General features: G+C 64.9%; 21 protein-coding genes and 1 pseudogene. 15 read left to right on the forward strand and 7 right to left on the reverse strand.

What is annotated here, in order from left to right; translation table 11 throughout:
• The first annotated feature begins 309 nt into the window (after positions 1 to 309).
• Both QAZ22_RS00630 and QAZ22_RS00635 read left to right on the forward strand, forming a co-directional pair.
• The gene (locus tag QAZ22_RS00630; RefSeq protein ID WP_278205022.1) at positions 310 to 2,310 is read left to right on the forward strand and encodes a long-chain-fatty-acid--CoA ligase; all 2,001 of its coding nucleotides are present in this window, start codon (positions 310 to 312) and stop codon (positions 2,308 to 2,310) included.
• A 76-nt stretch (positions 2,311 to 2,386) separates the two neighbouring features.
• Entirely contained in the window at positions 2,387 to 3,025 is a 639-nt protein-coding gene (locus tag QAZ22_RS00635; RefSeq protein ID WP_278207756.1) for a 50S ribosomal protein L11 methyltransferase, read from the forward strand.
• A 72-nt stretch (positions 3,026 to 3,097) separates the two neighbouring features.
• Here QAZ22_RS00635 and QAZ22_RS00640 read toward each other — a convergent pair whose 3' ends face one another.
• Both QAZ22_RS00640 and pgi read right to left on the reverse strand, forming a co-directional pair.
• Positions 3,098 to 3,823: an HAD family hydrolase gene (locus QAZ22_RS00640; protein ID WP_278205023.1), complete on the reverse strand. Its 726-nt coding sequence runs from the start codon at positions 3,821 to 3,823 to the stop codon at positions 3,098 to 3,100.
• Between the two features lie 6 nt (positions 3,824 to 3,829).
• Complete coding sequence (gene pgi / locus QAZ22_RS00645) at positions 3,830 to 5,404, reverse strand: glucose-6-phosphate isomerase (RefSeq protein ID WP_278207757.1); 1,575 nt, start codon at positions 5,402 to 5,404, stop codon at positions 3,830 to 3,832.
• Between the two features lie 516 nt (positions 5,405 to 5,920).
• Here pgi and QAZ22_RS00650 point away from each other — a divergent pair.
• Positions 5,921 to 7,414 (forward strand): PLP-dependent aminotransferase family protein, encoded by a 1,494-nt coding sequence (locus QAZ22_RS00650; RefSeq protein WP_278077293.1) that lies wholly within the window; start codon positions 5,921 to 5,923, stop codon positions 7,412 to 7,414.
• 221 nt (positions 7,415 to 7,635) lie between these two features.
• Complete coding sequence (locus tag QAZ22_RS00655; RefSeq protein ID WP_278205024.1) at positions 7,636 to 9,225, forward strand: trimethylamine methyltransferase family protein; 1,590 nt, start codon at positions 7,636 to 7,638, stop codon at positions 9,223 to 9,225.
• A 15-nt stretch (positions 9,226 to 9,240) separates the two neighbouring features.
• On the opposite strand, the gene QAZ22_RS00660 is transcribed toward QAZ22_RS00655, so the two are convergent.
• Together QAZ22_RS00660 and QAZ22_RS00665 are read right to left on the reverse strand one after the other, a co-directional pair.
• Positions 9,241 to 9,639, reverse strand: coding sequence for a hypothetical protein (locus QAZ22_RS00660; RefSeq protein WP_278205025.1), 399 nt, complete (start codon positions 9,637 to 9,639; stop codon positions 9,241 to 9,243).
• 123 nt (positions 9,640 to 9,762) lie between these two features.
• Positions 9,763 to 11,568 carry an IlvD/Edd family dehydratase gene (locus QAZ22_RS00665; RefSeq protein ID WP_278205026.1) on the reverse strand — a complete coding sequence of 602 codons (1,806 nt, stop codon included), beginning with the start codon at positions 11,566 to 11,568 and terminating at the stop codon, positions 9,763 to 9,765.
• Positions 11,569 to 11,718: 150 nt separating this feature from the next.
• Between QAZ22_RS00665 and QAZ22_RS00670 the strand changes: the two genes are divergently transcribed.
• Positions 11,719 to 12,168, forward strand: a complete 450-nt coding sequence (locus QAZ22_RS00670) for a carbon monoxide dehydrogenase subunit G (protein WP_278205027.1) — start codon at positions 11,719 to 11,721, stop codon at positions 12,166 to 12,168.
• 30 nt (positions 12,169 to 12,198) lie between these two features.
• Here the strand turns inward: QAZ22_RS00670 and QAZ22_RS00675 are convergent, their stop codons facing one another.
• Complete coding sequence (locus QAZ22_RS00675) at positions 12,199 to 13,374, reverse strand: Mrp/NBP35 family ATP-binding protein (RefSeq protein WP_278205028.1); 1,176 nt, start codon at positions 13,372 to 13,374, stop codon at positions 12,199 to 12,201.
• A 270-nt stretch (positions 13,375 to 13,644) separates the two neighbouring features.
• Here QAZ22_RS00675 and QAZ22_RS00680 point away from each other — a divergent pair, with 270 nt between their 5' ends.
• On the forward strand, positions 13,645 to 14,022 hold the full coding sequence (locus QAZ22_RS00680; protein ID WP_278205029.1) for a VOC family protein: 378 nt from the start codon (positions 13,645 to 13,647) through the stop codon (positions 14,020 to 14,022).
• Between the two features lie 28 nt (positions 14,023 to 14,050).
• On the opposite strand, the gene QAZ22_RS00685 is transcribed toward QAZ22_RS00680, so the two are convergent.
• Together QAZ22_RS00685 and QAZ22_RS00690 are read right to left on the reverse strand one after the other, a co-directional pair.
• Complete coding sequence (locus tag QAZ22_RS00685; RefSeq protein WP_278205030.1) at positions 14,051 to 15,055, reverse strand: inorganic phosphate transporter; 1,005 nt, start codon at positions 15,053 to 15,055, stop codon at positions 14,051 to 14,053.
• Positions 15,056 to 15,058: 3 nt separating this feature from the next.
• Positions 15,059 to 15,698: pseudogene (locus tag QAZ22_RS00690) on the reverse strand (DUF47 domain-containing protein).
• Positions 15,699 to 15,853: 155 nt separating this feature from the next.
• Here QAZ22_RS00690 and QAZ22_RS00695 point away from each other — a divergent pair.
• From QAZ22_RS00695 to QAZ22_RS00735, 9 genes are all read left to right on the forward strand, one after another.
• Entirely contained in the window at positions 15,854 to 16,753 is a 900-nt protein-coding gene (locus tag QAZ22_RS00695; protein WP_278077309.1) for a LysR family transcriptional regulator, read from the forward strand.
• A 194-nt stretch (positions 16,754 to 16,947) separates the two neighbouring features.
• The gene (locus QAZ22_RS00700) at positions 16,948 to 17,427 is read left to right on the forward strand and encodes a formate dehydrogenase subunit gamma (RefSeq protein WP_278205031.1); all 480 of its coding nucleotides are present in this window, start codon (positions 16,948 to 16,950) and stop codon (positions 17,425 to 17,427) included.
• Positions 17,424 to 18,980: an NADH-quinone oxidoreductase subunit NuoF gene (locus QAZ22_RS00705; protein WP_278205032.1), complete on the forward strand. Its 1,557-nt coding sequence runs from the start codon at positions 17,424 to 17,426 to the stop codon at positions 18,978 to 18,980. The genes QAZ22_RS00700 and QAZ22_RS00705 overlap by 4 nt, the downstream gene beginning before the upstream one ends.
• 10 nt (positions 18,981 to 18,990) lie before the next feature.
• Positions 18,991 to 21,903, forward strand: coding sequence for a formate dehydrogenase subunit alpha (gene fdhF / locus QAZ22_RS00710; protein ID WP_278205033.1), 2,913 nt, complete (start codon positions 18,991 to 18,993; stop codon positions 21,901 to 21,903).
• A gap of 153 nt (positions 21,904 to 22,056) precedes the next feature.
• A complete protein-coding gene (gene fdhD, locus QAZ22_RS00715; RefSeq protein WP_278205034.1) occupies positions 22,057 to 22,881 on the forward strand; it encodes a formate dehydrogenase accessory sulfurtransferase FdhD in 825 nt (274 codons plus the stop codon).
• Positions 22,871 to 23,185: a formate dehydrogenase subunit delta gene (locus tag QAZ22_RS00720; protein WP_278077314.1), complete on the forward strand. Its 315-nt coding sequence runs from the start codon at positions 22,871 to 22,873 to the stop codon at positions 23,183 to 23,185. The genes fdhD and QAZ22_RS00720 overlap by 11 nt, the downstream gene beginning before the upstream one ends.
• Positions 23,186 to 23,345: 160 nt before the next feature.
• A complete protein-coding gene (locus tag QAZ22_RS00725) occupies positions 23,346 to 24,860 on the forward strand; it encodes an alpha/beta fold hydrolase (protein WP_278205035.1) in 1,515 nt (504 codons plus the stop codon).
• Positions 24,861 to 24,968: 108 nt separating this feature from the next.
• Positions 24,969 to 25,442: a carboxymuconolactone decarboxylase family protein gene (locus tag QAZ22_RS00730; RefSeq protein ID WP_278205036.1), complete on the forward strand. Its 474-nt coding sequence runs from the start codon at positions 24,969 to 24,971 to the stop codon at positions 25,440 to 25,442.
• Between the two features lie 74 nt (positions 25,443 to 25,516).
• Positions 25,517 to 25,879 carry a nuclear transport factor 2 family protein gene (locus tag QAZ22_RS00735; protein ID WP_278205037.1) on the forward strand — a complete coding sequence of 121 codons (363 nt, stop codon included), beginning with the start codon at positions 25,517 to 25,519 and terminating at the stop codon, positions 25,877 to 25,879.
• The last annotated feature ends 10 nt before the right edge of the window (positions 25,880 to 25,889 follow it).

The following is a 25,889-nucleotide window of genomic DNA, read 5'->3' on the forward strand; positions in this document are numbered from 1 at the left end:
GACATTGTTAACGACCGCATTTTTTTATTGATCGACCGTTTGCCGGAATCAGAACGAGTAGCCCCTGCTTGCAATCCCGGTCCTCGTCCGCATGCGCTTCGAGGAGCGGTCGGGCGAAGAGATTTCGACGGCAAATCTTTCCGCCGCTGCCGCTAGGGCAAGACTTGCACGGCCGCTGATAGAGGCAATACATAGGCGCTATGCCGGATTTGTTGGGAATCCGCGATCGGCGGCAGCGGAGAACGCTTCCGATATCGGAGGCGGACGCGCCGCGAGGCAGCAAGACAAGGCACACCAGGGAGGGATTTGGTGGCAAAAGCAGCAAAGACGACGCCCCCGGCGAAGGCAAAAGCCAAGGCCGCGACCACCAATGCCGGCGCACCCAAGGCTTCACCTGCAAAGACTTCATCGGCCAAGGCCTCACCGGCCAAGACTTCTTCACCGGCAAAGACGGCGTCAAAGCCCAAGGTCACCGCGAAGCCAGTTGCCGCTCAAGCGAAGACGAGCCCCAAGTCCATAACCAAGGCTGAGACCGCAAAAACCAGCAAGCCCGCCGCCACGAAGGCAGCGAGCACCGCAAAGCCGGCATCCGCTCCGGCCAAGCATCTGCCGAAGGCGATCACGGAACTCACCGCCGGGTTGCCGGACAAGCCGTGGCTCAAGAACTATCCGAAGAACATGCCTGCCGAGATCGGCCCGCTGCCATACAATTCGATCGGCGACTTCCTTGTCGGCGCCTGCAAGGAGTTTGCCGGCCGACCGGCCTTCGTCTGCATGGGCAAGTCGATCTCCTACGCCGAGCTCGAGCGGCTTTCGGCGGCCTTCGCCGCCTATCTGCAGTCGAAAGGACTGGAGAAGGGCGCGCGCGTGGCGCTGATGATGCCGAATGTGCTGCAATATCCGGTAGCGATGATGGCGGTGCTTCGCGCCGGCTTCACGGTGGTGAACGTCAACCCGCTCTACACGCCGCGCGAGCTGGAGCATCAGCTCAAGGATTCCGGCGCGCAGGCCATCGTCATCCTGGAAAACTTCGCCAACACGCTGCAGGCGGTGATCGCCCGGACGCCGGTCAAGCATGTGGTGGTCGCGGCGATGGGCGACATGCTGGGCGGCCTGAAGGGAGCGATCGTCAACCTCGTCGTGCGGCGGGTGAAGAAGATGGTTCCCGCCTGGTCGCTGCCCGGCCACGTCAAATTCAACGCCGCGCTGAAGGCCGGCGGGCACCTCGCCTTCAAGCCCGCGGCGGTGTCGGGTGACGATATCGCCTTCCTGCAATATACCGGCGGCACGACCGGCGTCTCGAAGGGTGCGACGCTGCTGCACCGGAACGTGTTGTCCAACGTGGCGCAGAATTCGCTGTGGGTGGAGGACGCCTACACGGTCAAGCCGAAGCCGGCGCATCTCAACTTCATCTGCGCGCTGCCACTTTACCACATCTTCGCGCTGACGGTGAACGCGCTGATGGGCATGCAGCAAGGCGCGCAGAACGTGCTCGTCCCGAACCCGCGCGACATTCCGGGCTTCGTCAAGGAACTGCAGAAATATCCGGCCCACATCTTCCCCGGCCTCAACACGCTGTTCAACGCGCTGCTCAACAACGAGGATTTCCGCAAGCTCGATTTCAAGCCGCTGATCCTGACGCTTGGCGGCGGCATGGCGGTGCAGAAGGGCGTGGCCGAGCGCTGGAAGGCGCTGACCGGCTGTCCGGTGAGCGAGGGCTACGGGCTTTCCGAAACCTCGCCGGTGGCCACCGCCAACAAGTTCAGCTCAAGCGACTTCACCGGCACGATCGGCCTGCCGCTGCCTTCGACCGAGATTGCCATCCGCGACGACGACGGCAACAACGTGCCGCTCGGTGAAGTCGGCGAGATCTGCATCCGCGGGCCGCAGGTGATGGCCGGCTACTGGAACCGTCCGGACGAGACCGCCAAGGTGATGACCAAGGACGGCTTCTTCAAGTCGGGCGACATGGGCTTCATGGACGAGCGCGGCTACACCAAGATCGTCGACCGCAAGAAGGACATGATCCTGGTCTCCGGCTTCAACGTCTATCCGAACGAGCTGGAAGAGGTCGTGGCGCACCACCCGGGCGTGCTGGAAGTGGCGGCGATCGGTGTGCCGGACGAGCATTCCGGCGAGGTGCCGAAGCTGTTCGTGGTCAAGAAGGACCCGGCGCTCACCGTCGAGGCGCTGACTGCCTATTGCCGCGAGAACCTGACCGGCTACAAGCGGCCGAGATACATCGAATTCCGCAGCGAGCTGCCGAAGACGCCGGTCGGCAAGATCCTGCGGCGCGCATTGCGGGAATAACTTGGCCGACAGTATCGCCGGTGTGACGCCAGACCGCCGCGCAGGCCTCGATCCGGCGGAATTCATCAAGGCGAACATGCGGCTTTTGCCGGTGCCGTCGCTGCCTGAAATCCGCCTCTATGCGGCCCATCCCGGCAGCGGGCTGAGGCGGCTCCTGGAGCCGGACGACGGCAAATACGACCGCTCAGCCGAGCCGCAGCCGCCCTACTGGGCCTATGCCTGGGCGGGCGGCGCGGTGCTGGCGCGCTACATCCTCGACCGGCCTTCGAGCGTCGCGGGCCGTCGCGTGCTCGACCTCGGGGCCGGCTCCGGCCTTGTCGCCATCGCTGCGGCAAAGGCCGGAGCAAGCGAGGTGATCGCGGCGGAAATCGACCGCAACGGCATTGTCGCGCTTGGCCTCAACGCTGCGGCGAACGGCGTCGCCATGACCATAATCGGCGAGGACATCACCAACGGTCCGCCGCCCGGCGTCGATCTGGTGCTGGCTGGCGATGTTTTTTACGGACGGGCGGTCGCGCGGCGGGTCATCCCATTCCTCGACCGGTGCCTTGGCGCCGGCATCGACGTGATGGTCGGCGACCCGGGCCGCGCCTGGCTGCCCAGGCGGCGGCTTCGCCTGCTTGGCGAATATCAGGTGCCAGATGTCGGCGGGAACGGCGGCGGCGAGCCGAAGCCGAGCGGAGTGTTTGCGTTTGTGCCGAAGGGCGCCGGTTAGAGCAGCTCATCTCTGGTGGAATCGCTGACCTGCTCTAACGGAAAGCCGTCGCACGCTTTTCCTGGAAGTGCTTCAGCCAGCCGCCACGCTCAACCGCGCGGCCAGAAAATCCGGCAGGTCGGCGACCGAATCCAGGATGACGTCGGCCATCGGCGACAGCGAGTCGCGCGTGCCGGTGCCGGAAAGAACGCCCACCGCCAGCCCGCAGCCGCCCGCACGCGCCATTTCGAGGTCGTGGCGGTTGTCGCCGACCATGGCGATCTCGCTGGGCTTCAGCCCGGTCAGGTCGCAGAACGCGACGACCGTGTCGGGCGCCGGCTTGGGGTTGGCCACGGCATCGTAACCGAAGGCGGCGTCGAAGAGCTGCGCGACGCCGAGCGTGGCGAGCGTCTTCTCGGCGCCGCTGGTGGAATCGTTGGTGGCGACGCCCATGCGGAAGGATTTCTTGTGCAGCGTCCTCAGCGAATCGATGATGCCGGGAAGCGCGACCGCCATCGATGAGCCCTGCACCGAGGTGATCTCGTTGAAGCGGGAGACGGCCAGCATCTGGTCCTCGTCGGACAGGCGCGGGAACCAGAGCTCGACGACATCCATGTTCGAGCCGGACGCGAAGATCGAATCGGGCTTGAAGCGCTTGCTGACGAAATCGAAGCCGGCGGCGGCGAGCAGCCTGTCGGCCTTCCAGCGGTCGCCCTCGGCGGCGTCCATGGCCATGAAGTCGGCAATGCCGAGCCAGGTTGCGTTGAAGTCGACAAGTGTGCCGTCCTTGTCGAACAGAATTCCCTTGATATCCGCCAAATCCTTTTACTCCGCGCCGCGCAATTGGTGGATATGAGCCACCAGTCCGGCAGTCGAGGCGTCGCGTTTTGCGGCAGTCTCCTTGCCTTCCACGACAGGCAGCAGGCCCGTCGCCAATTCCTTGCCAAGTTCGACACCCCACTGGTCGAACGAATTGATGTTGAACAGCGTGCCCTCGACGAAGACGCGATGCTCGTATAGCGCGATCAGCCGGCCGAGCGTGCGCGGATCGAGCTTGCGATAGAGGATGGTGAGCGAGGGCCGGTTGCCCGAAAACACACGGTGCGGCGCGATGCGGTCGACATCGGCGGGCTTCAAGCCCTTGGCCAGCATCTGCGCGCGCGCCTCTTCCAGCGTGCGGCCCTTCATGAAGGCCTCCGACTGGGCCAGGCAGTTGGCGAGCAGCAGGTCGTGATGGGTCTTCAGTTCCGGCTCGTGGCCGACGGCGGCAGCGAGGAACTCGACCGGGATGAAATCGGTGCCCTGATGCAAAAGCTGGAAGAAGGCATGCTGCCCGTTGGTGCCGGGCTCGCCCCAGACCAGCGGACCGGTCGGCGTCGCGACGGCGCCGCCATCCAGCGTCACACTCTTGCCGTTCGATTCCATATCGAGCTGCTGCAGGTAGGCCGGCAGGCGCGACAGGCGCTGGTCGTAGGGAATGACGGCGCGCGCCGGATATTTGCAGACGACGCGGTGCCACCAGCCGATCAGCCCGAGCAGAGCCGGCAGGTTCTTCCGCAGGGGTGCTGAGCGGAAATGCTCGTCCATCTCATGCGCGCCGTCGAGGAAGGCGCGGAAGTTGCGCGGACCGATGGCGATCATCACCGGCAGGCCGATGGCGCTCCAGACCGAGTAGCGGCCACCGACCCAATCCCAGAAGCCGAAGACGCGGTCCTTTTCGATGCCGAACTTCGCCACCAGGTCGAGCGCGGTCGAGACGGCGGCGAAATGCTTGCCGATCGCCTCCTTGCCCAGCGCCTTCTCCACCCATTTGCGCGCCGTCTCGGCGTTGGTCATCGTCTCGACCGTGGTGAAGGTCTTGGAGGCGACGATGAACAGCGTCGTTTCTGGAGACAAACCCTTCAGCGTGTCGTGGATATGGGCGCCGTCGACATTGGAGACGTAATGCGCGCGCGGGCCGTCGTGGTAGGGGGCGAGCGCCAGCGTGACCATCGCCGGCCCAAGGTCCGAGCCGCCGATGCCGATATTGACGATGTCGGTGATCTTCTTGCCGGTGGCGCCGGCGGCCTCGCCGGAGCGGATGGCATCGGCAAAGGCGCCCATGGCGTCGAGCACGGCAATCACATCGGCCTTGGTGTCTTGGCCATCGACCACGACGCCCTTGCCGGTCAAATTGCGCAACGCCGTGTGCAGCACGGCGCGGCCCTCGGTGACGTTGATCTTCTTGCCTTCGAACATCGCGGCGCGGCGGCCTTCGAGATCGGCGGCGCCGGCTAGCTTCTCCAGCATGGCCATCGTGTCGGCGTCGACCGCGCATTTCGACCAGTCGAGCAGAAGGTCGCCATCGCTGGCGGAGAATTTTTCGAAGCGCTTGGGATCGGCGGCGAAGGCTTCGCGCATGATGCCCTTGGCCGCAACGCGCTGGTCACGCAACGCGGCAAGCTGCTTGTCGAAGGCTGACTGGTCCACTGGCGGGCTCCTGGCGGGTTTTTACAATGATTTTAACAGGCTGGATGTTTCCGGCGCGTGTCGTCGCGACATTCTATTGAGCCGATTTCCCTTTTTTCGTTCAAGCGCGGCGGCGATGACCCAAGGTCACGCCTCGATGACCTAAGGGTCACGCCCCGACGACGCAAAGCGTCACGTCTCGATGACGCGAGGCGTCACGCTTCGATGACCTAAGGCATCACGCCTCGATGAGGCAAGGCGCCACGCCTTTATGCCGCACCGCATCACGCTTTTATGATGCGCCGCAGCACCTTTTCGTGGCCAATGGACGGACCACTTCGTGGCCAATGGATCACTGGCATAAATCCCAGCGATCAGAAAAATTGATTGGCGCAACCCCTTGTGCCACCCCTACACTCGACTGGTCCAGCCAAGTGAAAACAGCTGGCCATCCGAGGAAGATCTCCCATGCCACAGCGCAATGACACGGCCATATGGTCCGGCCTGTTCCGGATTTCGGCCGAATCCGGACAAACCCTCCAGGCGCAGATCCGCCAGGCGATCGTAGCAGCCATCCTCGACCGACAAATCGCCGCCTCGATGCCGCTGCCGTCCTGCCGGATTCTGGCGGAAAAACTTGGGGTTGCCCGCGGCACGGTGGTGCTTGCCTTCCAGCAGCTGGTCGACCAGGGCTTTTTGGTGGCGCGCGAGCGGCGCGGCCACTTCGTCAACCCCGACGTGCTGGCCACCCCCGCCAAGCCACACCAGAAGGCACCCGACCAGCAGAACGAGATCGACTGGAAGGCCCGCCGCCAGATCGCCGCCAGCGACATGCCGCCGCCGGCCAAGCATGACAACTGGATCAAGTCCTCCTATCCGTTCGTCTACGGCCAGTTCGATCCGGCGCTGTTCCCGACCGCCGAATGGCGCGAATGCAACCGCATGGCGCTCGCGGTGCTCGAGATCCGCAACTGGGCGTCCGACATGGTGGACCGCGACGATCCGCTGCTGATCGAGCAGATCCAGGCCCGGCTTTTGCCGCGCCGCGGCATCTTCGCCAATCCGGACGAGATCATCGTGACGCTGGGCGCGCAGAACGCACTCTATATGCTCGCCTCGCTGCTGATGACGAAGGGCTCGAAGGTGGCGATGGAAGACCCGGGCTATCCGGACGCCCGCTCGATCTTCCGGCTCGCCGGCGCCGACATCCAGCCAGTACCGGTCGACCAGTCGGGCATCGTGACCTCGGCGATCCCCAGCGATTCAGGCTTCGTCTTCGTCACCCCCAGCCATCATTGCCCGACCATGGTGCCACTGTCGGCGGAGCGGCGGCAGGACCTGTTGGCGCGGGCCAACCGCAACAACCAGATCATCATCGAGGACGGCTACGACAGCCAGCTCCTCGACGAGGCGCCGCAGCAGGCGCTGAAGAGCCTCGACCGCTCGGGCCGCGTCATCTATGTCGGCTCGATGTCGAAGACGCTGGCGCCAGGCCTGCGGCTCGGCTACATCGTCGCCTCGGCCGGGCTGATCGCCGAGCTTCGCGCGCTTCGCCGCTTCATGCTCAGGCACCCGCCGGCGAACAACCAGCGCGCGGTGGCGCTGTTCCTGTCGCTCGGCCACCACGAGGCGCTGGTGCGCCGGCTCTCCGCCGCCTTCGACGAGCGGCGCAAGCGTCTGGTCCATGCGATTTCCGCTTTCCTGCCAGAGTGGCGTTCGACCGACTCGGCGGGCGGAACGTCGCTCTGGCTGGAGGGGCCGCGCGGCACCGATTCACGTGGTCTCGCGGAGGCCGCCGCATCGCGCAGCGTCATCATCGAGCCCGGCGACCGCTTCTTCGAACGCAGCGAAAAGCCCTCGCGTTTCATGCGCTTGGGCATCTCCTCGATCTCGCTGCAGCACATCGAGCCGGGCATCCGGGAACTCGCCACGGCGGCCGGACGCAGGCCCGCTGCCGCCTGATCGCTACGAACTACCGAAAAGAGAGCCGGCGCTTCGCCGGCTCTTTTTATTTTGGCGCGTTTCATCGCTTTAGCATTCTGGCATATTCGACGGAGTTGGTTGGCCCATAGGCTGTGCCAATGCCGGCGGCATAGTCGGGGCCTATAGGGGACGAGGCAGGCCGATGGTGGACCAACCGCCACGCACCCTGCCCCTGAAAAACCAAAGGTGGAGTGCTTTCCATGTCAGTGGCTCTTGAGAAGCAGGAAGCGTCGTCGGACCAGCGTTCGCGGCGGTCCGGCGGGCGCGAAGCGCGCCGCGCGATGCGGGCAGCGCCGCTCGCAGACGATATCCGTCCGGTGCGGCCCGGCCTCGAAGGCGGCAGCTACGGCCCATTGAGCCAGAACGACTGCGAGCGCATCCACGAGGCGGTGCTGACGCTTCTGGAGACGGTCGGCTTCGCCAACGCCATTCCCTCCTGCATCGAAGCGCTGACCAGGGTCGGCGCAACCTATGGCGATGACGGGCGCGTCCGCCTGCCGCGCGCGCTGGTGCTCGATACGATCAAAAAGGCGGCGCGCCACTTCACGCTCCACGGCCAGGACCCCAAACACGACATGGTGATCCAGGGTAAGCGCGTCCACTACGGCACGGCCGGCGCGGCCGTGCATCTCGTCGACGTCGAGAAGCGCGAATACCGCGAATCGCAACTGCAGGACATCTACGACGCCGCCCGCCTCGTCGACGGGCTCGACAACATCCATTTCTTCCAGCGCACGATGGTGCCGCGAGACATCCCCGATCCGCTCGAGATGGATTTCAACACGCTCTATGCCTGCGTGATGGGGACATCGAAACATGTCGGCACCTCGTTCACGGTGCGCGAGAACGTCAAGCCGGCGCTGGAAATGCTCTATGCGATTGCCGGCGGCGAGGAGAATTTCCGGGCGCGGCCGTTCGTCTCCAACTCGAACTGCTTCGTCGTGCCGCCGATGAAATTCGCCGAGGACGCCTGCGGCGTGCTCGAAGCCTGCGTCGAGGGCGGCATCCCGATCCTGCTCCTGTCTGCCGGCCAGGCCGGCGCCACGGCTCCCGCCGCCATCGCCGGCGCGGTTGTCCAGGCGGTGGCGGAAGTGCTGATGGGCCTGGTCTATGTCAACGCGATAAAACCCGGCCATCCGGCGATCTTCGGCACCTGGCCGTTCGTCTCCGACCTCAGGACCGGCGCCATGTCCGGCGGCTCGGCCGAGCAGTCGGTGCTGACCGCGGCGTGCGCGCAGATGGCGCAATATTACGACCTGCCCGGCGGCTCGGCCGCCGGCATGACGGACTCGAAGCTGCCCGACATCCAATCCGGCTACGAAAAGGGCATCACCAATGTGATGGCGGGGCTGTCAGGCCTCAACCTCGTCTATGAATCGGCCGGCATGCATGCCTCGCTGCTCGGCTTCTGCCTCGAAAGCCTGATCATCGACAACGACATGCTCGGCCACTGCCTGCGCTGTGTGCGCGGCATCGAGGTAACCGACGACGCGCTGTCGATCGACACCATTACCGATGTCTGCCTGAAGGGACCTGGCCACTATCTCGGCAACGAGCAGACGCTGAAGCTGATGCAGACCGAGTATTTCTATCCCGCTGTCGGCGACCGGTTCTCGCCCAAGGAATGGAACGAGAAGGGTCGGCCCGACATCCTGCAACGGGCGATCGCCGAGAAGAAGCGGGTGCTTGCCGAGCGTTTTCCGCGGCATGTGTCGCGGCTCGTCGACGACAAGCTGCGCGCGCGCTTCGGCGAGATGATCAAACTGCCGCGCAACAAGATGGGCGGATAAGCTCTATCCCGCAGATCACTCGGCAGTCAGTCTGTAGCGCTCGACGACTTCTGCGCTGATAAGCTTCGCGTGCAGCGTCATCAGCACGATCTGCGCATCGAAACTGTCGCCGGCTTCGAGCGCGGCCTCGATGCGGTGCTCGGCCTCCAGCGTAAGTTCCTTGCCGTTGGCCTGCTCGAAGGTATCCCGTCCAGCAACACAATAGCTGCAAAGCTGCGCCACCGATTGATAGGCCCGCGGCGGCGGCTCTTCCGGCCAACGGTCGTTCATCAGATTGACGATGGTGAGTTTCACGCCCTCTGGCACCAAGGCGGGATGCAGGTCCGCCTGGCGCAGCGCATCATCGAGCTGGCGCAGGTCGCCCGAGCGACCGAACATGCCGAGGAAGCCGAGGGAAGAGCGCCGTTTCGCCATGATGATCTTGGTCCAGCCGGGATGACGCCTATCTGGATGTGCAAGGCGGCTGAAACAAGGGCGTAAGAAAAGGGGCGGCCCGCGCTTCGCGAGCCGCCCCTTCGATTCCCTAAGCAGGAAACCTCAGTGGTTGTCGCGCGGCACGCCGCTGGTATGCGCTACATCCTGGTATTTCACCGCCGGCTTCAGCACCATTCCGGCCGAGAACTGGTCGACCATTCCGCGCTGGATCTCCTGCCAGGGCGTCTGGTGCTTGGGATAGTGATAGCCGCCATTGCCCTGCAGCTCGGCCCGCCGCCTTGCGATCTCCTCGTCGCTGACGAGGATGTTGGCGGTGCCCTTCCTGAGATCGATACGGACGCGGTCGCCGGTCTTGAGCAGCGCGAGGCCGCCGCCGATGGCGGCTTCCGGCGAGGCATTGAGGATCGACGGCGAGCCGGACGTGCCGGACTGACGGCCGTCGCCGATGCAGGCCAGCGAATGGATGCCCTTCTTGATGAGATAGGCCGGCGGCTGCATGTTGACCACCTCGGCGCCGCCTGGATAGCCGACCGGACCGGCGCCGCGCATGAACAGGATCGTGTGCTCGTCGATCCCTTGCGCCGGATCGTCGATGCGGGCGTGGTAATCTTCCGGACCGTCGAAGACCATGGCGTTGCCTTCGAAGGCCTCCGGATCGTTCGGGTTGGAGAGATAGCGCTCGCGGAATTCGGGCGAGATGCCGCTGGTCTTCATGATCGCGGAATCGAACAGATTGCCCTTGAGGTTGATGAAGCCGGCATTGGCCTTGAGTGGCTTGGCGGCGCTGCTGATCACCTCCGGGTTCTCGTTGACGGCATCCCTGCAATTGTCGCCCATGGTCTTGCCGTTGGCGGTGATCGCATCGGGATGCGGCAGCAGGCCGCCCTTCATCAGCTCGGCCACCACCGCCGGCACACCGCCGGCACGGTGGTAGTCCTCGCCGAGATACTCGCCCGTCGGCTGCAGGTTGACGAGGAGCGGGATGTTGAGGCCAACCTTCTGCCAGTCGTCGTTGTCGAGCGCCACGCCGAGATGGCGGGCAATCGCGTTGAGGTGGATCGGCGCGTTGGTGGAGCCGCCGATGGCCGAGTTGACGACGATGGCGTTCTCGAACGCCTTGCGGGTCATGATGTCGGAAGGCTTCAGGTCCTCATGCACCATCTCGACGATGCGCCTGCCCGTCTCGTAGCCCATCTGGCCGCGCTCGCGATAGGGCGCGGGGATGGCGGCCGAGCCGGGTAGCTGCATGCCGAGCGCCTCGGCCAGCGAGTTCATCGTGGTGGCGGTGCCCATGGTGTTGCAATAGCCGGTCGACGGCGCCGAGGAGGCGACGATGTCCATAAATTCGTCATAGTCGATCTCGCCGGCCGACAGCCGCTGGCGCGATTCCCAGACGATGGTGCCGGAACCGGTGCGCTTGCCCTTGTGCCAGCCGTTGAGCATCGGACCGACCGAGAACGCGATAGCCGGAATATTGACGGTGGCGGCCGCCATCAGCAGCGCGGGCGTGGTCTTGTCGCAGCCGATGGTGAGCACCACGCCGTCGATCGGATAGCCGTAGAGCACCTCGACGAGGCCAAGATAGGCGAGGTTGCGGTCGAGCGCCGCGGTCGGGCGCTTGCCGGTTTCCTGGATCGGGTGGCACGGGAACTCGAAGGGGATGCCGCCCATCGACACGATGCCTTCGCGCACGCGCTTGGCGAGTTCGACATGGTGCCGATTGCAGGGCGAGAGATCGGAGCCCGTTTGCGCGATGCCGATCAGCGGCTTGCCCGACATCAGCTCGGCGCGTGTCAGTCCGTAATTGAGGTAGCGCTCGAGATAGAGCGCCGTCATGCCCGGATTGTCGGGATTATCGAACCACTCCTGCGAGCGAAATTTCTTCTTCTTGGTGGGGGCGCCTGCCATGGTGGTCTCCGTATTTGTATGACAAATCGATATGACAACGCGCTCACGCAAGCAAGAGGCACGAGCGCCGCAGACCCGCACTTTGGTGCGATAGACAGATTAAGGGCCACGCGCTACGACCAATCGGCATCAGCAATCCGGGAGGTCTTGATGGCTTTGGTGATCGAAGGCGAGGAACGGATCGCCGCACCCGTTGAGAAAGTCTGGAAGGCCCTCAATGACCCGGACATCCTCAAGGTGGCCATTCCCGGCTGCAAGAGCCTGGAAAAGAAATCGGACACCGAGATGGCCGCGACGGTTGTGCTGAAGATCGGGCCGATCAAGGCGACGTTCAACGGCGAGGTGACGTTGAAGAACCTCAAGCCGCCGCATTCCTACACCATCCAGGGCGAAGGCAAGGGCGGCGTCGCCGGCTTTGCCAAGGGCGGCGCCGACGTGACGCTGACCGCCGACGGCGCGGACACGACAGTGCTCACATATGCAGCCAAGGCCGATGTCGGCGGCAAGATCGCACAGCTCGGCAGCCGGCTGATCCAATCGACATCGAAAAAGCTGGCGGGGCAGTTCTTCTCGACGTTCGGTGAGAAAGTGGGGGGCTGACCCCTCCTCCTTCGAGGGAGGATATCCGCGCTACTCGAAAACTATCGACGGCACGGCGGCTTCCGACGCGCCGCGCTCCTCCTGGACCCTGTCCCAGACTTTTTTGGCGATGTCGCGATAGATCTTCGCCTCGGCGCCGTCCGGCTTCGCCACCACCACCGGCGAACCGGCGTCCGAGCTTTCACGGATACCCATTTCGAGCGGCACTTCGCCCAGGAAGGTGACGCCAAGACGCTCGGCCTCGCGGCGCGCGCCGCCATGGCCGAAAATATCGTAGCGTTTGCCGGTGTCGGGCGCGAGGAAATAGCTCATGTTCTCGACGATGCCGAGCACCGGCACGTCGACCTTCTTGAACATGTTGAGCCCTTTACGCGCATCAATCAACGCAAGGTCCTGCGGCGTCGAGACGATGACGGCGCCGGCGAGAGGTACCTGCTGGGCCATGGTGAGCTGGGCATCGCCGGTGCCGGGCGGCATGTCCACAACCAGCACGTCGAGCGGCCCCCACTCGACCTCGCGCAACATCTGGGTGAGCGCCGACATCACCATCGGGCCGCGCCAGATCATCGGCGTCTCCTCATCGACGAGGAAACCCATCGACATCACCTTGAGGCCATAATTCTGCATCGGCCTCAGGACCTTGCCATCGACGGTCTGGGGCCGGCCATGGATGTTGAGCAGCCTCGGCATCGACGGCCCGTATATATCGGCATCGAGCACGCCGACGTTCAGTCCATTGGCGGCAAGGCCGAGCGCCAGGTTGACGGCGGTGGTCGACTTGCCGACGCCGCCCTTGCCGGAGGCCACCGCAATGATCGCATCGATGCCGGGCACGCCGCGCTTGCCGTGGCTGTGCGAAGCGGGCGCTGGACGCTGCGGCGCTGCCTGGGGAGTTGGGTGCGGCGGCGCTGCCTGCGGAGCCGGACGCGGCCGAACCGGCGCTTCCATGCCGCCGCCCTTCTTTTCCGCCGTCAGCGCAACGACGGCGCTGGCGACGCCGGGGATGGCCTTCACCACGCGCTCGGCGGCGGCACGCAGCGGCTCCATCTCCTGCGCACGGGCGGCGGGAACGGTGATCGAGAAGAACACTTTGGAATCGGCGATGAAAATCTCCGAGACCAGGCCGAGGTCGACGATATTGCCGGTGAAATCCGGTCCGTTGACCGTCTTCAGGCGCTCGATAACGGTTTCCTTGCTGACGGACATGAGCTTTTTCCCAAGCGTTTGCCGGTTCAGATAATGCAGTTCCCGCAGAGAACCAAGCTCCGGAACGACATGTGCGGCGACATGCCTTCAAAAACTTGCGCTCGCTTGTCGGGTTTTGCGGGCGTCTTTCGTCTTCAAGAAAGATGCATCCCGATTGCGCAGGCCGCGGTCGCCGGAAGACAGTGCAACCCTATCTTCCAGGTTACTCCATCGTCCTGGTTTCGGGCGCGGCAGCCAACTGGGAGCGGCCAACGGAGAAAGGAGACAGTCATGCTCGAACACAGCAACGCGACAGCCAATCTCGCGGTGAAGGATCTGGAGAAGGCCAAGGCCTTCTACGCGGGAACGCTCGGCCTCAAGCAAGTCGACGACATGGACGGCGAGCTGATCGTCTACGAAAGCGGCGACACGGTCATCAATGTCTATCATTCGCAATTCGCCGGCACCAACAAGGCGACGGCGGTAACCTGGGCGGTGGGCGACCAGATCGAACCGATCGTCAAGTCGTTGCGCTCGAAGGGCGTCAGCTTCGAGCACTACGATATGCCCGGTCTGTCGCTCAAGGGCGACATCCACGTCGGCCACGGCATGAAAGTCGCATGGTTCAAGGATCCCGACGGGAACATCTTGAATCTCGTGGGAAAGTAGCTTCGCCCGCAGACGCAGGCGGGCCGCATCATCCGGCCAGCCTCGTGGCGAGGTAGGTGAGCGCTGAAATCGCCGCTGTCGCCGGCAGGGTGATGACCCATGCCACGACGATGTTGCCGGCTATGCCCCAGCGCACCGCCGAGACGCGGCGGGCGGCGCCGACGCCGATGATCGCCCCTGTAATGGTATGCGTGGTGGAGACGGGGACACCGAGCCACGTCGCGGCAAAAAGCGTTATGGCGCCGCCCGTCTCGGCGCAAAAACCCTGCATCGGGTTCAGCCGGGTGATCTTCGAGCCCATGGTGTGAACGATGCGCCAGCCGCCGAGCAGCGTGCCCAGCGCCAGCGCCGACTGGCAGGTGATGACCACCCAGAGCGGCACATAGAAGCTCTGGCCGAGCATGCCTTGCGAATAGAGCAGCACGGCGATGATGCCCATGGTCTTCTGCGCGTCATTGCCGCCATGTCCCAGCGAATAGAGCGAGGCGGAAAAGAACTGCAGGACACGAAACGAGCTGTCGACGGCGAACGGCGTCTGGCGCACGAACAGCCAGGAGACGATGAGAACGAGAACGAGCGCCAGGACGAATCCGGTAGCCGGCGAAAGCACGATCGCCGCGACCGTCTTGCCGAGCCCGGACCAGACGATGGCGCCGGTTCCGGCCTTGGCGACACCGGCGCCGACCAGCCCGCCGATCAGCGCATGCGAGCTGCTCGACGGAATGCCCACGATCCAGGTGACGATGTTCCAGACGATGGCGCCGACGAGCGCGGCGAAGATCACCGCCGGCGTCACGATGCTGGCGTCGACGATGCCTTTTCCAACCGTCTCGGCGACATGCAGGCCGAAGAACAGGAAGGCGATGAAATTGAAGAAAGCCGCCCAGAACACCGCATAGTGCGGCCTGAGCACGCGGGTGGAAACGATGGTCGCGATCGAATTGGCGGCATCGTGCAGGCCGTTGAGGAAATCGAAGAACAGCGCCACGGCGACGAGGCCGACCAGCAGGGGAAAGGCGATCGTGGCGTCCATCGCCTAAACGTTCTCGATGACGATGCCGCTGATCTCGTTGGCGACATCCTCGAAACGGTCGACCACCTTTTCCAGCTGACCGTAGATCTCCGAGCCAATCAGATAGGCCATCGGGTCGCTGCGGCCGTGTCGCTTGAACAGGTCCTTCAGGCCCTGCTCGTGCAGGTCGTCGGCGCGGCCTTCGACGCGCATGACCTCTTCGGCTATGGCATTCAGGCGCGCGGCGTTCGCGCCCACCTTGCCGAGCAGCGGGATGGCCTCCGCGACCAATCGGGCAGCCTGGACGATGACGCCGCCCATTTCCCGCATCAGGGGATCGAACTCTTTCATCTCGAACAATTTCACCGTCTTGACGGTCTTGTGCATCATGTCGATGGCGTCATCCATCGACTGGATCAGATCCTTGATGTCGCCGGTCGAAGGGCGTGATGAAGGAGCGCCTGACGGCAAGCAGGACCTCCGCGGTGATGCCGTCCGCCTCGTCCTCGAGGTCGATGATCGTCTGACACCAGCGGTCGATGTCCTTGCCCTGGAGAAGCCGCTCGAGCGCCTCGGCGCCGCCCACCACCGTGCGCGAATGCCGTTCGAACAGGTCGAAGAAGCGATCCTCGCGGGGCAACAGCTTGCGAAACCAACCCAGCATCTCGTCCTCCCTGCTTCCGCCCGTCCCACATAGCGCCATGCGCGGCGCGGGAAAACAGATAGCCGGCTCAAAAATGTGGATGAGATCCGATTGGCCGTGCGTCTTGCGCAGCAGGGCGATTTCCCCGACCTTGGGCAAACCGCGGATCGGATGACATGATCGACAAGCTGGAATTCTTCATTGCGCTCGCCAGGGAAGAGCATTTCGGCCGCGCGGCCGAGGTGTGCGGCGTCACCCAGCCGACGCTGTCGGCCGGCATCAAGCAACTCGAAGAGCAGCTCGGCGTCATGCTGGTGCTGCGCGGCTCGCGCTTCCAGGGCCTGACGCCGGAAGGCAAGCAGGTACTGGTATGGGCTCGACGCATCGTCGGAGATTCAAGGACCATGCGCGAGGAGATGCGGGCGGCGCGCCACGGCCTGTCCGGCCGCATCCGCATCGCCGCCGTCCCGACCGCGCTCGCCATGGTGGCGCGACTGACGACGCCGTTCCGCGAAAAGCATCCCGGCGTCACCTTCTCGGTGCTGTCGCGCACCTCGATCGAGGTGCTGACGCTGCTCGGCAATCTCGATATCGATGCCGGCATCACCTATCTCGACAACGAGCCGCTGGGGCGGGTGACCAGCGTGCCGCTCTATGACGAGCGCTACCAGCTGATCACGGCGGTCGGGAACCCCTATTCCGACCGCGACAAAGTGACGTGGGCCGAGATCAGCCAGCTGCCGCTCTGCCTGCTGACGCCGGACATGCAGAACCGCCGCATCATCGACCAGCATCTGGCCGAAGCCGGCGTACAGGTGCGGCCGACGCTGGAATCCAACTCGATGATCGTGCTGTTCTCACATATCCGGACCGGCAAATGGTCGTCGATCATGCCGCTCAACCTGGCGGAGACATTCGGTTTTTCCGAACCGATCCGGGCCATTCCGATCGTCGATCCCGATGCCAGCCACACGGTCGGGCTGGTGGCGGCGCCGCGCGAGCCGCATACGCCGCTGGTGCAGGCGCTGCTGGACGAGGCGATGGCGCTGGCAGACGATTTCCGCGCCCATCGCTAGGCTAGACAATGCGGACCGATCGTCCTTGATAGAAATTTTCTATCAAGCGACGGGAGAGCTTTATTGATCTCAGGGGTTTCCTCTGATTTCGTAAGGACTTAGCGATAATGCGCCCTTTGCATGTCGTTGCCCCGAAACCGCTCTATATTCTGGGGTGACATATGTTGGGCCGCCACGACCAGGGAGGGCGCTGCATGCCGATGCAGCCTGCAAGTACCGAGATCGCGTCGCGCACGGCGGCGATCGTCAACGAGTTCAAGGGCCTCGAAGGTCCGCTGCTGCCGATCCTCCACGGCATCCAGGAAGAATTCGGCCATGTGCCGCAGGCGGCCCTGCCGGTCATCGCAGACGGGCTGAACCTGTCCAGGGCCGAGGTGCACGGCGTCGTCACGTTCTATCACGATTTCCGCGCCCAGCCCGCCGGCCGACACGTGCTGAAGCTCTGCCAGGCGGAAGCCTGCCAGTCGATGGGCTCGGAGGCGGTCGCCGCCAAGGTCAAGCAACTGCTCGGCATCGATTTCCACGAGACCGCTCGTGACGGATCGGTTACATTGGAGCCGGTCTACTGCCTCGGGCTTTGCGCCTGCTCGCCGTCGGCGATGCTGGATGGCGAAGTGATCGGCCGGCTCGATGACGAGAAGATCGAAGAGATCGTCGCGGAGGTGCGTTCATGATCCCGCGCATCTACATCCCCGCAGATTCCGGCGCGCTGGCGCTCGGCGCCGAAAAGGTCGCCAAGGCGATCGAGAAGGAACTCACGGAGCGCGGCGTCGAGGCCAAGATCGTGCGCAACGGCTCGCGCGGCGCCTATTTCCTGGAGCCGATGGTGGAAGTGGCCACCGCCGAAGGCCGCATCGCCTACGGGCCGGTGAAGCCGTCGGACGTCAAGAGCCTGTTCGACAGCGGCTTCCTCAAGGGCGGCCATCACAAGCGCTGGCTCGGCGCGCCGGACAAGATTCCCTTCCTCGCCAAGCAGACGCGGCTGACCTTTGCCCGTTGCGGCGTCATCGATCCTTTGTCGCTCGACAGCTACAAGTCGCATGGCGGTCTCAACGGGCTGCAGAAAGCCGTCGCCATGGCGCCGGCCGACATCGTCAGCCAAGTCACGGAGTCCGGCTTGCGCGGCCGCGGCGGCGCCGGCTTCCCGACTGGCATCAAGTGGAAGACGGTTCTCGATACGACTTCCGACCAGAAATACATCGTCTGCAACGCCGATGAGGGCGACAGCGCCACCTTCGCCGACCGCATGATCATGGAGGGCGATCCCTTCGTGCTGATCGAAGGCATGGCGATTGCCGGCATCGCCACCGGCGCGACCAAGGGCTTCGTCTATATCCGCTCGGAATATCCGCATGCGGTGGCGACGATGAACAAGGCCGTCGCGATCGCCCGCAAGGCCGGCGTGCTCGGCGCCAACGTGCTGGGTTCGCCTCATGCCTTCGACATGGAGATCCGCGTCGGCGCAGGTGCCTATGTCTGCGGCGAAGAAACCTCGTTGCTCAACAGCCTCGAGGGCAAGCGCGGCGTGGTACGTGCCAAGCCGCCGCTGCCGGCGATCCAGGGCTTGTTCGGCAAGCCGACGGTGATCAACAACGTGATCAGCCTGGCCTCCGTGCCGATCATCATGGACAAGGGCGCCGCCTACTACAAGGATTTCGGCATGGGCCGCTCACGCGGCACGATCCCGATCCAGATCGCCGGCAACGTCAAGCATGGCGGGCTGTTCGAGACGGCCTTCGGCCTGACGCTCGGCGAGATCGTCGACGAGATCGGCGGCGGCACGGCTTCGGGCCGTCCGGTGAAAGCGGTGCAGGTCGGCGGCCCGCTCGGCGCCTATTTCCCGCGCGCGCTTTTCGACACGCCGTTCGACTACGAAGAATTCGCCAAGCGCGATGGACTGATCGGCCATGCCGGCATCACCGTGTTCGACGACAGCGCCGACATGATGAAGCAGGCGCGCTTCGCCATGGAGTTCTGCGCCATCGAGAGCTGCGGCAAGTGCACGCCCTGCCGCATCGGCTCAACGCGCGGCATGGAGGTTCTCGACAAGGTCGCCGCCGGCATCGAGGCGGAGAAGAACCTCGCTTTGGTCAGCGACCTCTGCAACACGATGAAGTTCGGATCGCTCTGCGCGCTGGGCGGCTTCACGCCCTACCCGGTGATGAGCTCGATCACGCATTTCCCCGAGGATTTCAAGCCCGCGCCGACGCGCGTGGCTGCTGAATAGGAGCTGGCAGATGAACATCAGGGCCGACTTCCCGACACTCATCGAAGAGATCGACTACGGCACGCCGGAGTCGAAAGCGACGAAGCAGGTCACGCTGACGGTCGACGGGCAGAGCATCACCGTGCCGGAAGGCACCTCGATCATGCGCGCGGCGATGGAAGGCGGGGTCGAGATCCCGAAGCTTTGCGCCACCGACATGCTGGATTCCTTCGGCTCCTGCCGCGTCTGCCTTGTCGAGATCGAAGGCCGCGGCGGCACGCCGGCCTCCTGCACCACGCCGGTCGGCGAAGGCATGGTGGTGCGCACGCAGTCGGAGCGGCTCGACGCCATCCGACGCGGCGTCATGGAGCTCTATGTCTCCGACCATCCGACCGGCTGGAACGAGAAGGCCGGAACCGGCGCCAGCGAGTTCGACGCGGTGGCAAAGTCGGTCGGTCTCACGGAGAACCGTTACGGCGTCGAAGGGCGCAACCACGTCAAGGAAGAAGGCGGCGTGGCGCCCGGCCATGGCTCTTTGGCCGTCGACTACATCGCCCGCGACGAATCCAACCCTTATTTCACCTACGATCCGGCGCAGTGCATCGTCTGCTCGCGCTGCGTACGCGCCTGCGAAGAAGTGCAGGGCACCTTCGCGCTGACCATCGAGGGCCGCGGCTTCGAGTCCCGCATGGTCGCCGGCATGCATGAGGATTTCATCGCTTCCGAATGCGTGTCCTGCGGCGCCTGCGTGCAGGCCTGCCCGACCGACGCGCTGCGCGAGAAGACGGTGCTCGAAAAGGGCATGCCGGAGCGCTCGGCCGTCACCACCTGCGCCTATTGCGGCGTCGGCTGCTCGTTCAAGGCCGAAGTGAAGGGTGACGAGGTCATCCGCATGATGCCCTACAAGGACGGCAAGGCGAACCACGGCCATTCCTGCGTGAAGGGCCGCTTCGCCTATGGCTACGCCACCCACAAGGACCGCATCCTTTCGCCGATGATCCGCGAGAAGATCACCGATCCGTGGCGCGAGGTGACCTGGGAAGAGGCGATCGCCCACACCGCGAAGGAATTCCGCCGCATCCAGTATCAGTATGGACGCGGCTCGATCGGCGGCATCACCTCCTCGCGCTGCACGAACGAAGAGACCTATCTGGTGCAGAAGCTGGTGCGGCAGGGCTTCCGCAACAACAATGTCGACACCTGCGCCCGCGTCTGCCACTCGCCGACCGGATACGGGCTCGGCCAGACCTACGGCACCTCGGCCGGCACGCAGGACTTCGATTCGGTCGAATTTACCGACGTCGCCGTCATCATCGGCGCCAACCCGGCTTCCGCCCATCCGGTGTTCGCCTCGCGACTGAAGAAGCGGCTGCGTCAGGGCGCCAAGCTGATCGTGCTCGATCCACGCCGCACCGAGATGGTGAAGTCGGTGCATGTCGAGGCGGACTACCACCTGCCGCTGAAGCCCGGCACCAATGTGGCGGTGCTGACGGCGCTGGCGCATGTCATCGTCACCGAGGGCCTGTTCGACGAAGCCTTCATCCGCGAGCGCTGCGACTGGGCCGAGTTCCAGGACTGGGCGTCCTTCGTCGCTCTGCCGGAAAACAGTCCGGAGACCGTCGGCAAGCTGGCCGGCGTCGATCCGGAGGCGATTCGGGGTGCCGCGCGCCTCTACGCCAAGGGCGGCAACGGCGCGATCTATTACGGCCTCGGCGTCACCGAGCACAGCCAGGGCTCGACGACGGTGATGGCGATCGCCAACCTTGCCATGGCCACCGGCAATATCGGACGTCCGGGCGTCGGCGTGAACCCGCTGCGCGGCCAGAACAACGTGCAGGGCTCCTGCGACATGGGCTCCTTCCCGCACGAGCTGCCGGGCTATCGCCACATCTCCGGCGAAGCCGTGCGCGACATCTATGAGAGCCTGTGGGGCGTTAAGCTGGACGAAGAGCCCGGCCTGCGCATCCCCAACATGCTGGATGCCGCCGTCGACGGCTCCTTCAAGGGCATCTACATCCAGGGCGAGGACATCCTGCAGTCCGATCCCGACACCAAGCATGTCGCCGCCGGCCTCGCCGCGATGGAATGCGTCGTCGTGCACGACCTCTTCCTCAACGAGACGGCGAATTACGCGCATGTCTTCCTGCCGGGCTCGACCTTCCTCGAGAAGGACGGCACCTTCACCAATGCCGAGCGCCGCATCAACATGGTGCGCAAGGTGCTGGAGCCGAAGGCGCGCTACGCCGACTGGGAGGCGACGCAGGTGCTTGCCCGCGCTATCGGCCTCGACTGGAACTATACGCATCCGTCGCAGATCATGGACGAGATCGCCAAGACGACGCCGAGCTTCGCCGGCGTCTCCTTCGAGCTGCTCGACCGCGTCGGCTCGGTGCAGTGGCCCTGCAACGAGAAGGCGCCGCTCGGCACCCCGATCATGCATGTTGACGGCTTCGTGCGCGGCAAGGGCAAGTTCATCCGCACCGAATATGTGGCGACGGACGAACGGACCGGACCGCGCTACCCGCTGCTGCTCACCACCGGGCGGATCCTGTCGCAGTACAATGTCGGTGCGCAGACCAGGCGCACCGAGAATGTCACATGGCATGCCGAGGACCGGCTGGAGATCCATCCGCACGACGCCGAGGATCGCGGCATCCGCGACGGCGACTGGGTGCGGCTGGCGAGCCGTTCCGGCGAAACCACGCTGCGCGCGCTGATCACCGACCGCGTCTCGCCCGGCGTCGTCTACACGACCTTCCACCATCCGGACACGCAGGCCAACGTGATCACGACCGACTTCTCGGACTGGGCGACCAACTGTCCGGAATACAAGGTCACCGCCGTGCAGGTGGCGCCGTCCAACGGCCCGACCGAGTGGCAGAGGGAGTATAACGAGCAGGCTCGCCAGAGCCGCCGCATCGCCCCGCTGGAAGCGGCGGAGTAGATGTGTCGAGGCAAGAGCTTCAATCTTGACGGCTGATCGACCCCCACTCCGTCAAGCTTCGCTTGACACCTCTCCCCCGATCGACGGGGGAGAGGAAAGGCGCGTGCGTCCAAAGCTGTCGCGGAGGACAGGCAGTACAGAGGGGTACGCCTCGTGACCCGCCCTCCTGTCACTCAAATCTCTCGTCTCGCGCGTCGCGCCGGCGGCACCGCGGCCGCGAACCGCATGGTGCCGGAGGAGACGCCGGTGGCGTTCTCCTATGCCGGCACCACCCATGCGGTGATGATGGCAAGCCCCTCCGATTTCGAGGACTTCGCGCTCGGCTTCTCGCTGACCGAGGGCATCATTGCCGACCCGGAAGAGATCGAAGCGATCGAGGTGGAGGATCTCGGCGCCGGCATCGACATCCAGATCAAGCTGAAGGACAAGGCCAATACGCGCTTCCAGGCGCGGCGGCGCCGGCTCGCCGGACCCGTCGGCTGCGGCCTGTGCGGCATCGAATCCATCGAGGAAGCGATGCGTTCGGTCGACGCTGTGGGTGCGTCGAAGCTTACGCTTGAGGCCGAGGATGTCATCCGTTCGGTCAAGCTTCTGTCGAAGCTGCAGCCGCTGCATACAAAAACCGGCGCGGTGCACGCCGCGGGCTTCTACGTTCCCGGCAAGGGCATCGTGATGGCGCGCGAGGATGTCGGCCGGCACAACGCGCTGGACAAGCTCGCGGGCGCGCTGGCGAAAGCCGGCATCGACGGCGCAAACGGCGCCGTCGTCGTCACCTCGCGCGTGTCGGTGGAGATGGTGCAAAAGACAGCTGCCATCGGCGCGCCGATCATCATGGCGGTCTCGGCGCCGACCGCACTTGCCATCCGCACAGCTGAGGCTGCCGGCATGACGCTGGTGGCGCTGGTGCGCGGCGACGATTTCGATATTTTCACCCACCCCGACCGGGTGGCTTCCGGAGTTGCCAAGCATGTCGCATGACGAAGACCACATCGCCAGCACCAAGGAAAAGCTGGTGCGCATGGCCAATCAGATCGCCACCTTCTTCCATTCGAAGCCGCGCGAGGAAGGCATTACCGGCGTTGCCGAGCACATCAACAAGTTCTGGGAGCCCAGGATGCGGCGACAGTTCTTCGAGTTGCTGGACGGCGATCCGGAGGATTTCGACGACCTGGTGATCGCCGCCTCGGCCAAGATCAAGCGCCCGCTGACTCCCGAACAGGCCGACAAGAGCCTCGGCTATGCCAGGCCCGCCGATGCCGAGGGCGCAGTTCCGCACAAATAGGGGCCGCACCCCTCGGCGCCAGAGGTCTTATATTTCCGCCCTCTAAAGTTTGGCTGCCGCAAGCGGCCCGTCTCTGCTATGCTCGGCGCAGGAATTCGTCTGGCCGGACGGGGGCAGTTGCGTGAGGCCGATCGAGACCAGATACGCCCGTAGCGGGGATATGCGGATCGCCTACCAAGTGGTCGGCCAGGGTTCGTTCGATCTCGTCCTCGTGCCGGGCTTCATCTCCAATCTCGACCTGCAGTGGGAAGACGAAGGCTACAGCCGCCTGCTGAAACGGCTCTCGGCCTTCTCGCGGCTGATCCTGTTCGACAAACGCGGCACCGGCCTTTCCGACCGCGTCGACACCCGTCACCTGCCGAGCCTCGAGACCCGCATGGACGACGTGCGCGCGGTGATGGATGCCGCCGGCAGCGGCCGCGCCGCGATCCTCGGCGCATCGGAAGGCGCGCCAATGGCGATGCTGTTCGGCGCCACCTATCCGGAGCGAACGCGGGCGCTGGTGCTTTACGGCGGCTATGCGCATTTCCACAAATGGGTGATGCCGCCGGAGCGGCTGGAAGCCTTCATCGAGACGGCGGAGACCTCCTGGGGCACCGGCGCGACCTTGCCCAATTTCGCGCCGGGCCGGGTGGACGACACGCATTTTTCCCGGTGGTGGGCGCGGTTCGAACGGCTGTCGGCCAGCCCGACCGCCGCCGCGGCCCTTGCCCGCATGAATGCCGGCATCGACGTGCGCGGCATACTGCCGGCGATCAGCGCGCCGACGCTGCTCGTCCATCGCCGCAACGACGCGCGCGTCGACCCGGAGGCCAGCCGCTTCCTCGCCAGGAAGATCCACGGTGCCCGGCTGGTCGAAATCCCCGGCCGCGACCATCCGATCTGGACCGGAGACGTCGACCGCGTGGCCGACCTGATCGAGGAGTTCCTGACCGGCCAGCCGGCGGTCGCCGACACCGAGCGCGTGCTCGCCGCGCTGCTGGTGACGCGCATCTACGACACGGCCAAGCTCGGCGACCGCATGTGGAGCGAACGCAGCCAGCGCTTCCAGGAGACATGGCGGCTCTTGGTCGGCCGCCATGGCGGGCGCGTCGCCGGCACGCATGGCGAATTGATGATCTCGCGCTTCGATGGGCCGGCGCGCGCCATACGCTGCGCGGCGGCGCTGCGCGACGCCGCGCAGCAGATCGGCGTGGCGAGCGCGCAAGGGGTGCATGTCGGCGAGATCGAAATGCGCGGCGCGCCGGTCGGCCTGACGGCGCGGGTGACGATACAGCTCGCCACCCATGCCGGGCGCGGGGACATCCTAGCCTCGCGGCTGGTCGCCGAACTCGCGGTAGGCTCCGGCCTGCATTTCGTCGACGCCGGCCGCATCACCCTCGACGAATTGGGCGAGCCGCTGCCGGTGGTACAGGCGACGTCGGAACAGCATCTGGAACCCGCCTGCCGCCCCAAACCCAAAGCAATGGAGCCGGTCGCCTTGACGGCCCGGGAAAGCGAGGTGGTGAGCCTGATCGCGGACGGCATGAGCAATGCGGCGATCGCCGCCGAGCTGAAACTCAGCGAGCATACGGTCAAGCGGCACGTCGCCAACATACTGCTCAAGCTCGACCTGCCGTCGCGGGCAGCGGCGGCGGCGTTCTCGGCAAGGCACGCTGGCCCGGACGGGCCATGAGAGCCATGGCGCTTTCGAGCGAAGCGGGCGAAGCGCCTTAAGGGTTACGAATTCTTCCCATGCAGGCCGGGCGATGTCGCCGAGACGGCACTGCGAATGGAGGATGAAATGCTGAAACTGAATCGCAAGATCGGATTGCTGGCATTTGCCGCAGGCGCATTGCTGGCCATCACCTCGGCTCGGGCCGAAGACGCTTCGGCCACCGCCGCCTACAAGGACATCCAGGCGACGCTCGGCTCGGTGCCAGATATGTTCAAGACATTGCCGGACGTCGCCGTGGCCGGCGCCTGGGCCGAGATCAAGGGCGTCCAGCTCAATCCGAACACCGCCCTCAACGGCAAGACCAAGGAACTGATGGGCCTCGCGGTCGCCTCGCAGATCCCGTGCCAGTACTGCATCTATTTCCACACGCTGGCGGCCAAGGCCAACGGCGCGAGCGACGAGGAGATCAAGGAGGCCGTGGCGATGGCGGCGATCGTGCGGCACTGGTCGACCATGCTCAACGGCAGCCAGGTCGACCTCGCCGCCTTCAAGAAGCAGACCGACGACCTGTTCACCGCCGTCAAGGCGAAGTCGCAGTGAGAACTCGCTGCCCGGCACGTGTGCCGGGCGGCGCCCCAATCGAATGCCCGGTCAGACGGGCCATGGAGATCAAAATGCTGACCAAGACACAAATTGTGGACGGCGCGGCGATCAAGAAGGCGATCGAGGGCCGTGACGGCAGGCTGCTTTCAAGCTTCTACACCGATGACGCGCTGGTGCGCGTGATCGACCGCAACAACCCGCCGAGCAAGCCGCGCGAAATCCGCGGCCGCGCGGCGATCACCACGTTCTGGGACGACATCTGCAGCCGGGCGATGACCCACAAGGTCGACACCACAATCGCCGAAGGCGACAGCCTCGCCTTCACGCAAGCCTGCGCCTATCCGGACGGCACGAAAGTGTTATGCGCGGCGATGCTGGAACTGAAGAACGGCCGCATTGCACGGCAGACGGTCGTGCAGGCCTGGGACGAGTAGACCAACCGCG

Source organism: Mesorhizobium sp. WSM4906 (assembly GCF_029674625.1).
GTDB lineage: Bacteria > Pseudomonadota > Alphaproteobacteria > Rhizobiales > Rhizobiaceae > Mesorhizobium.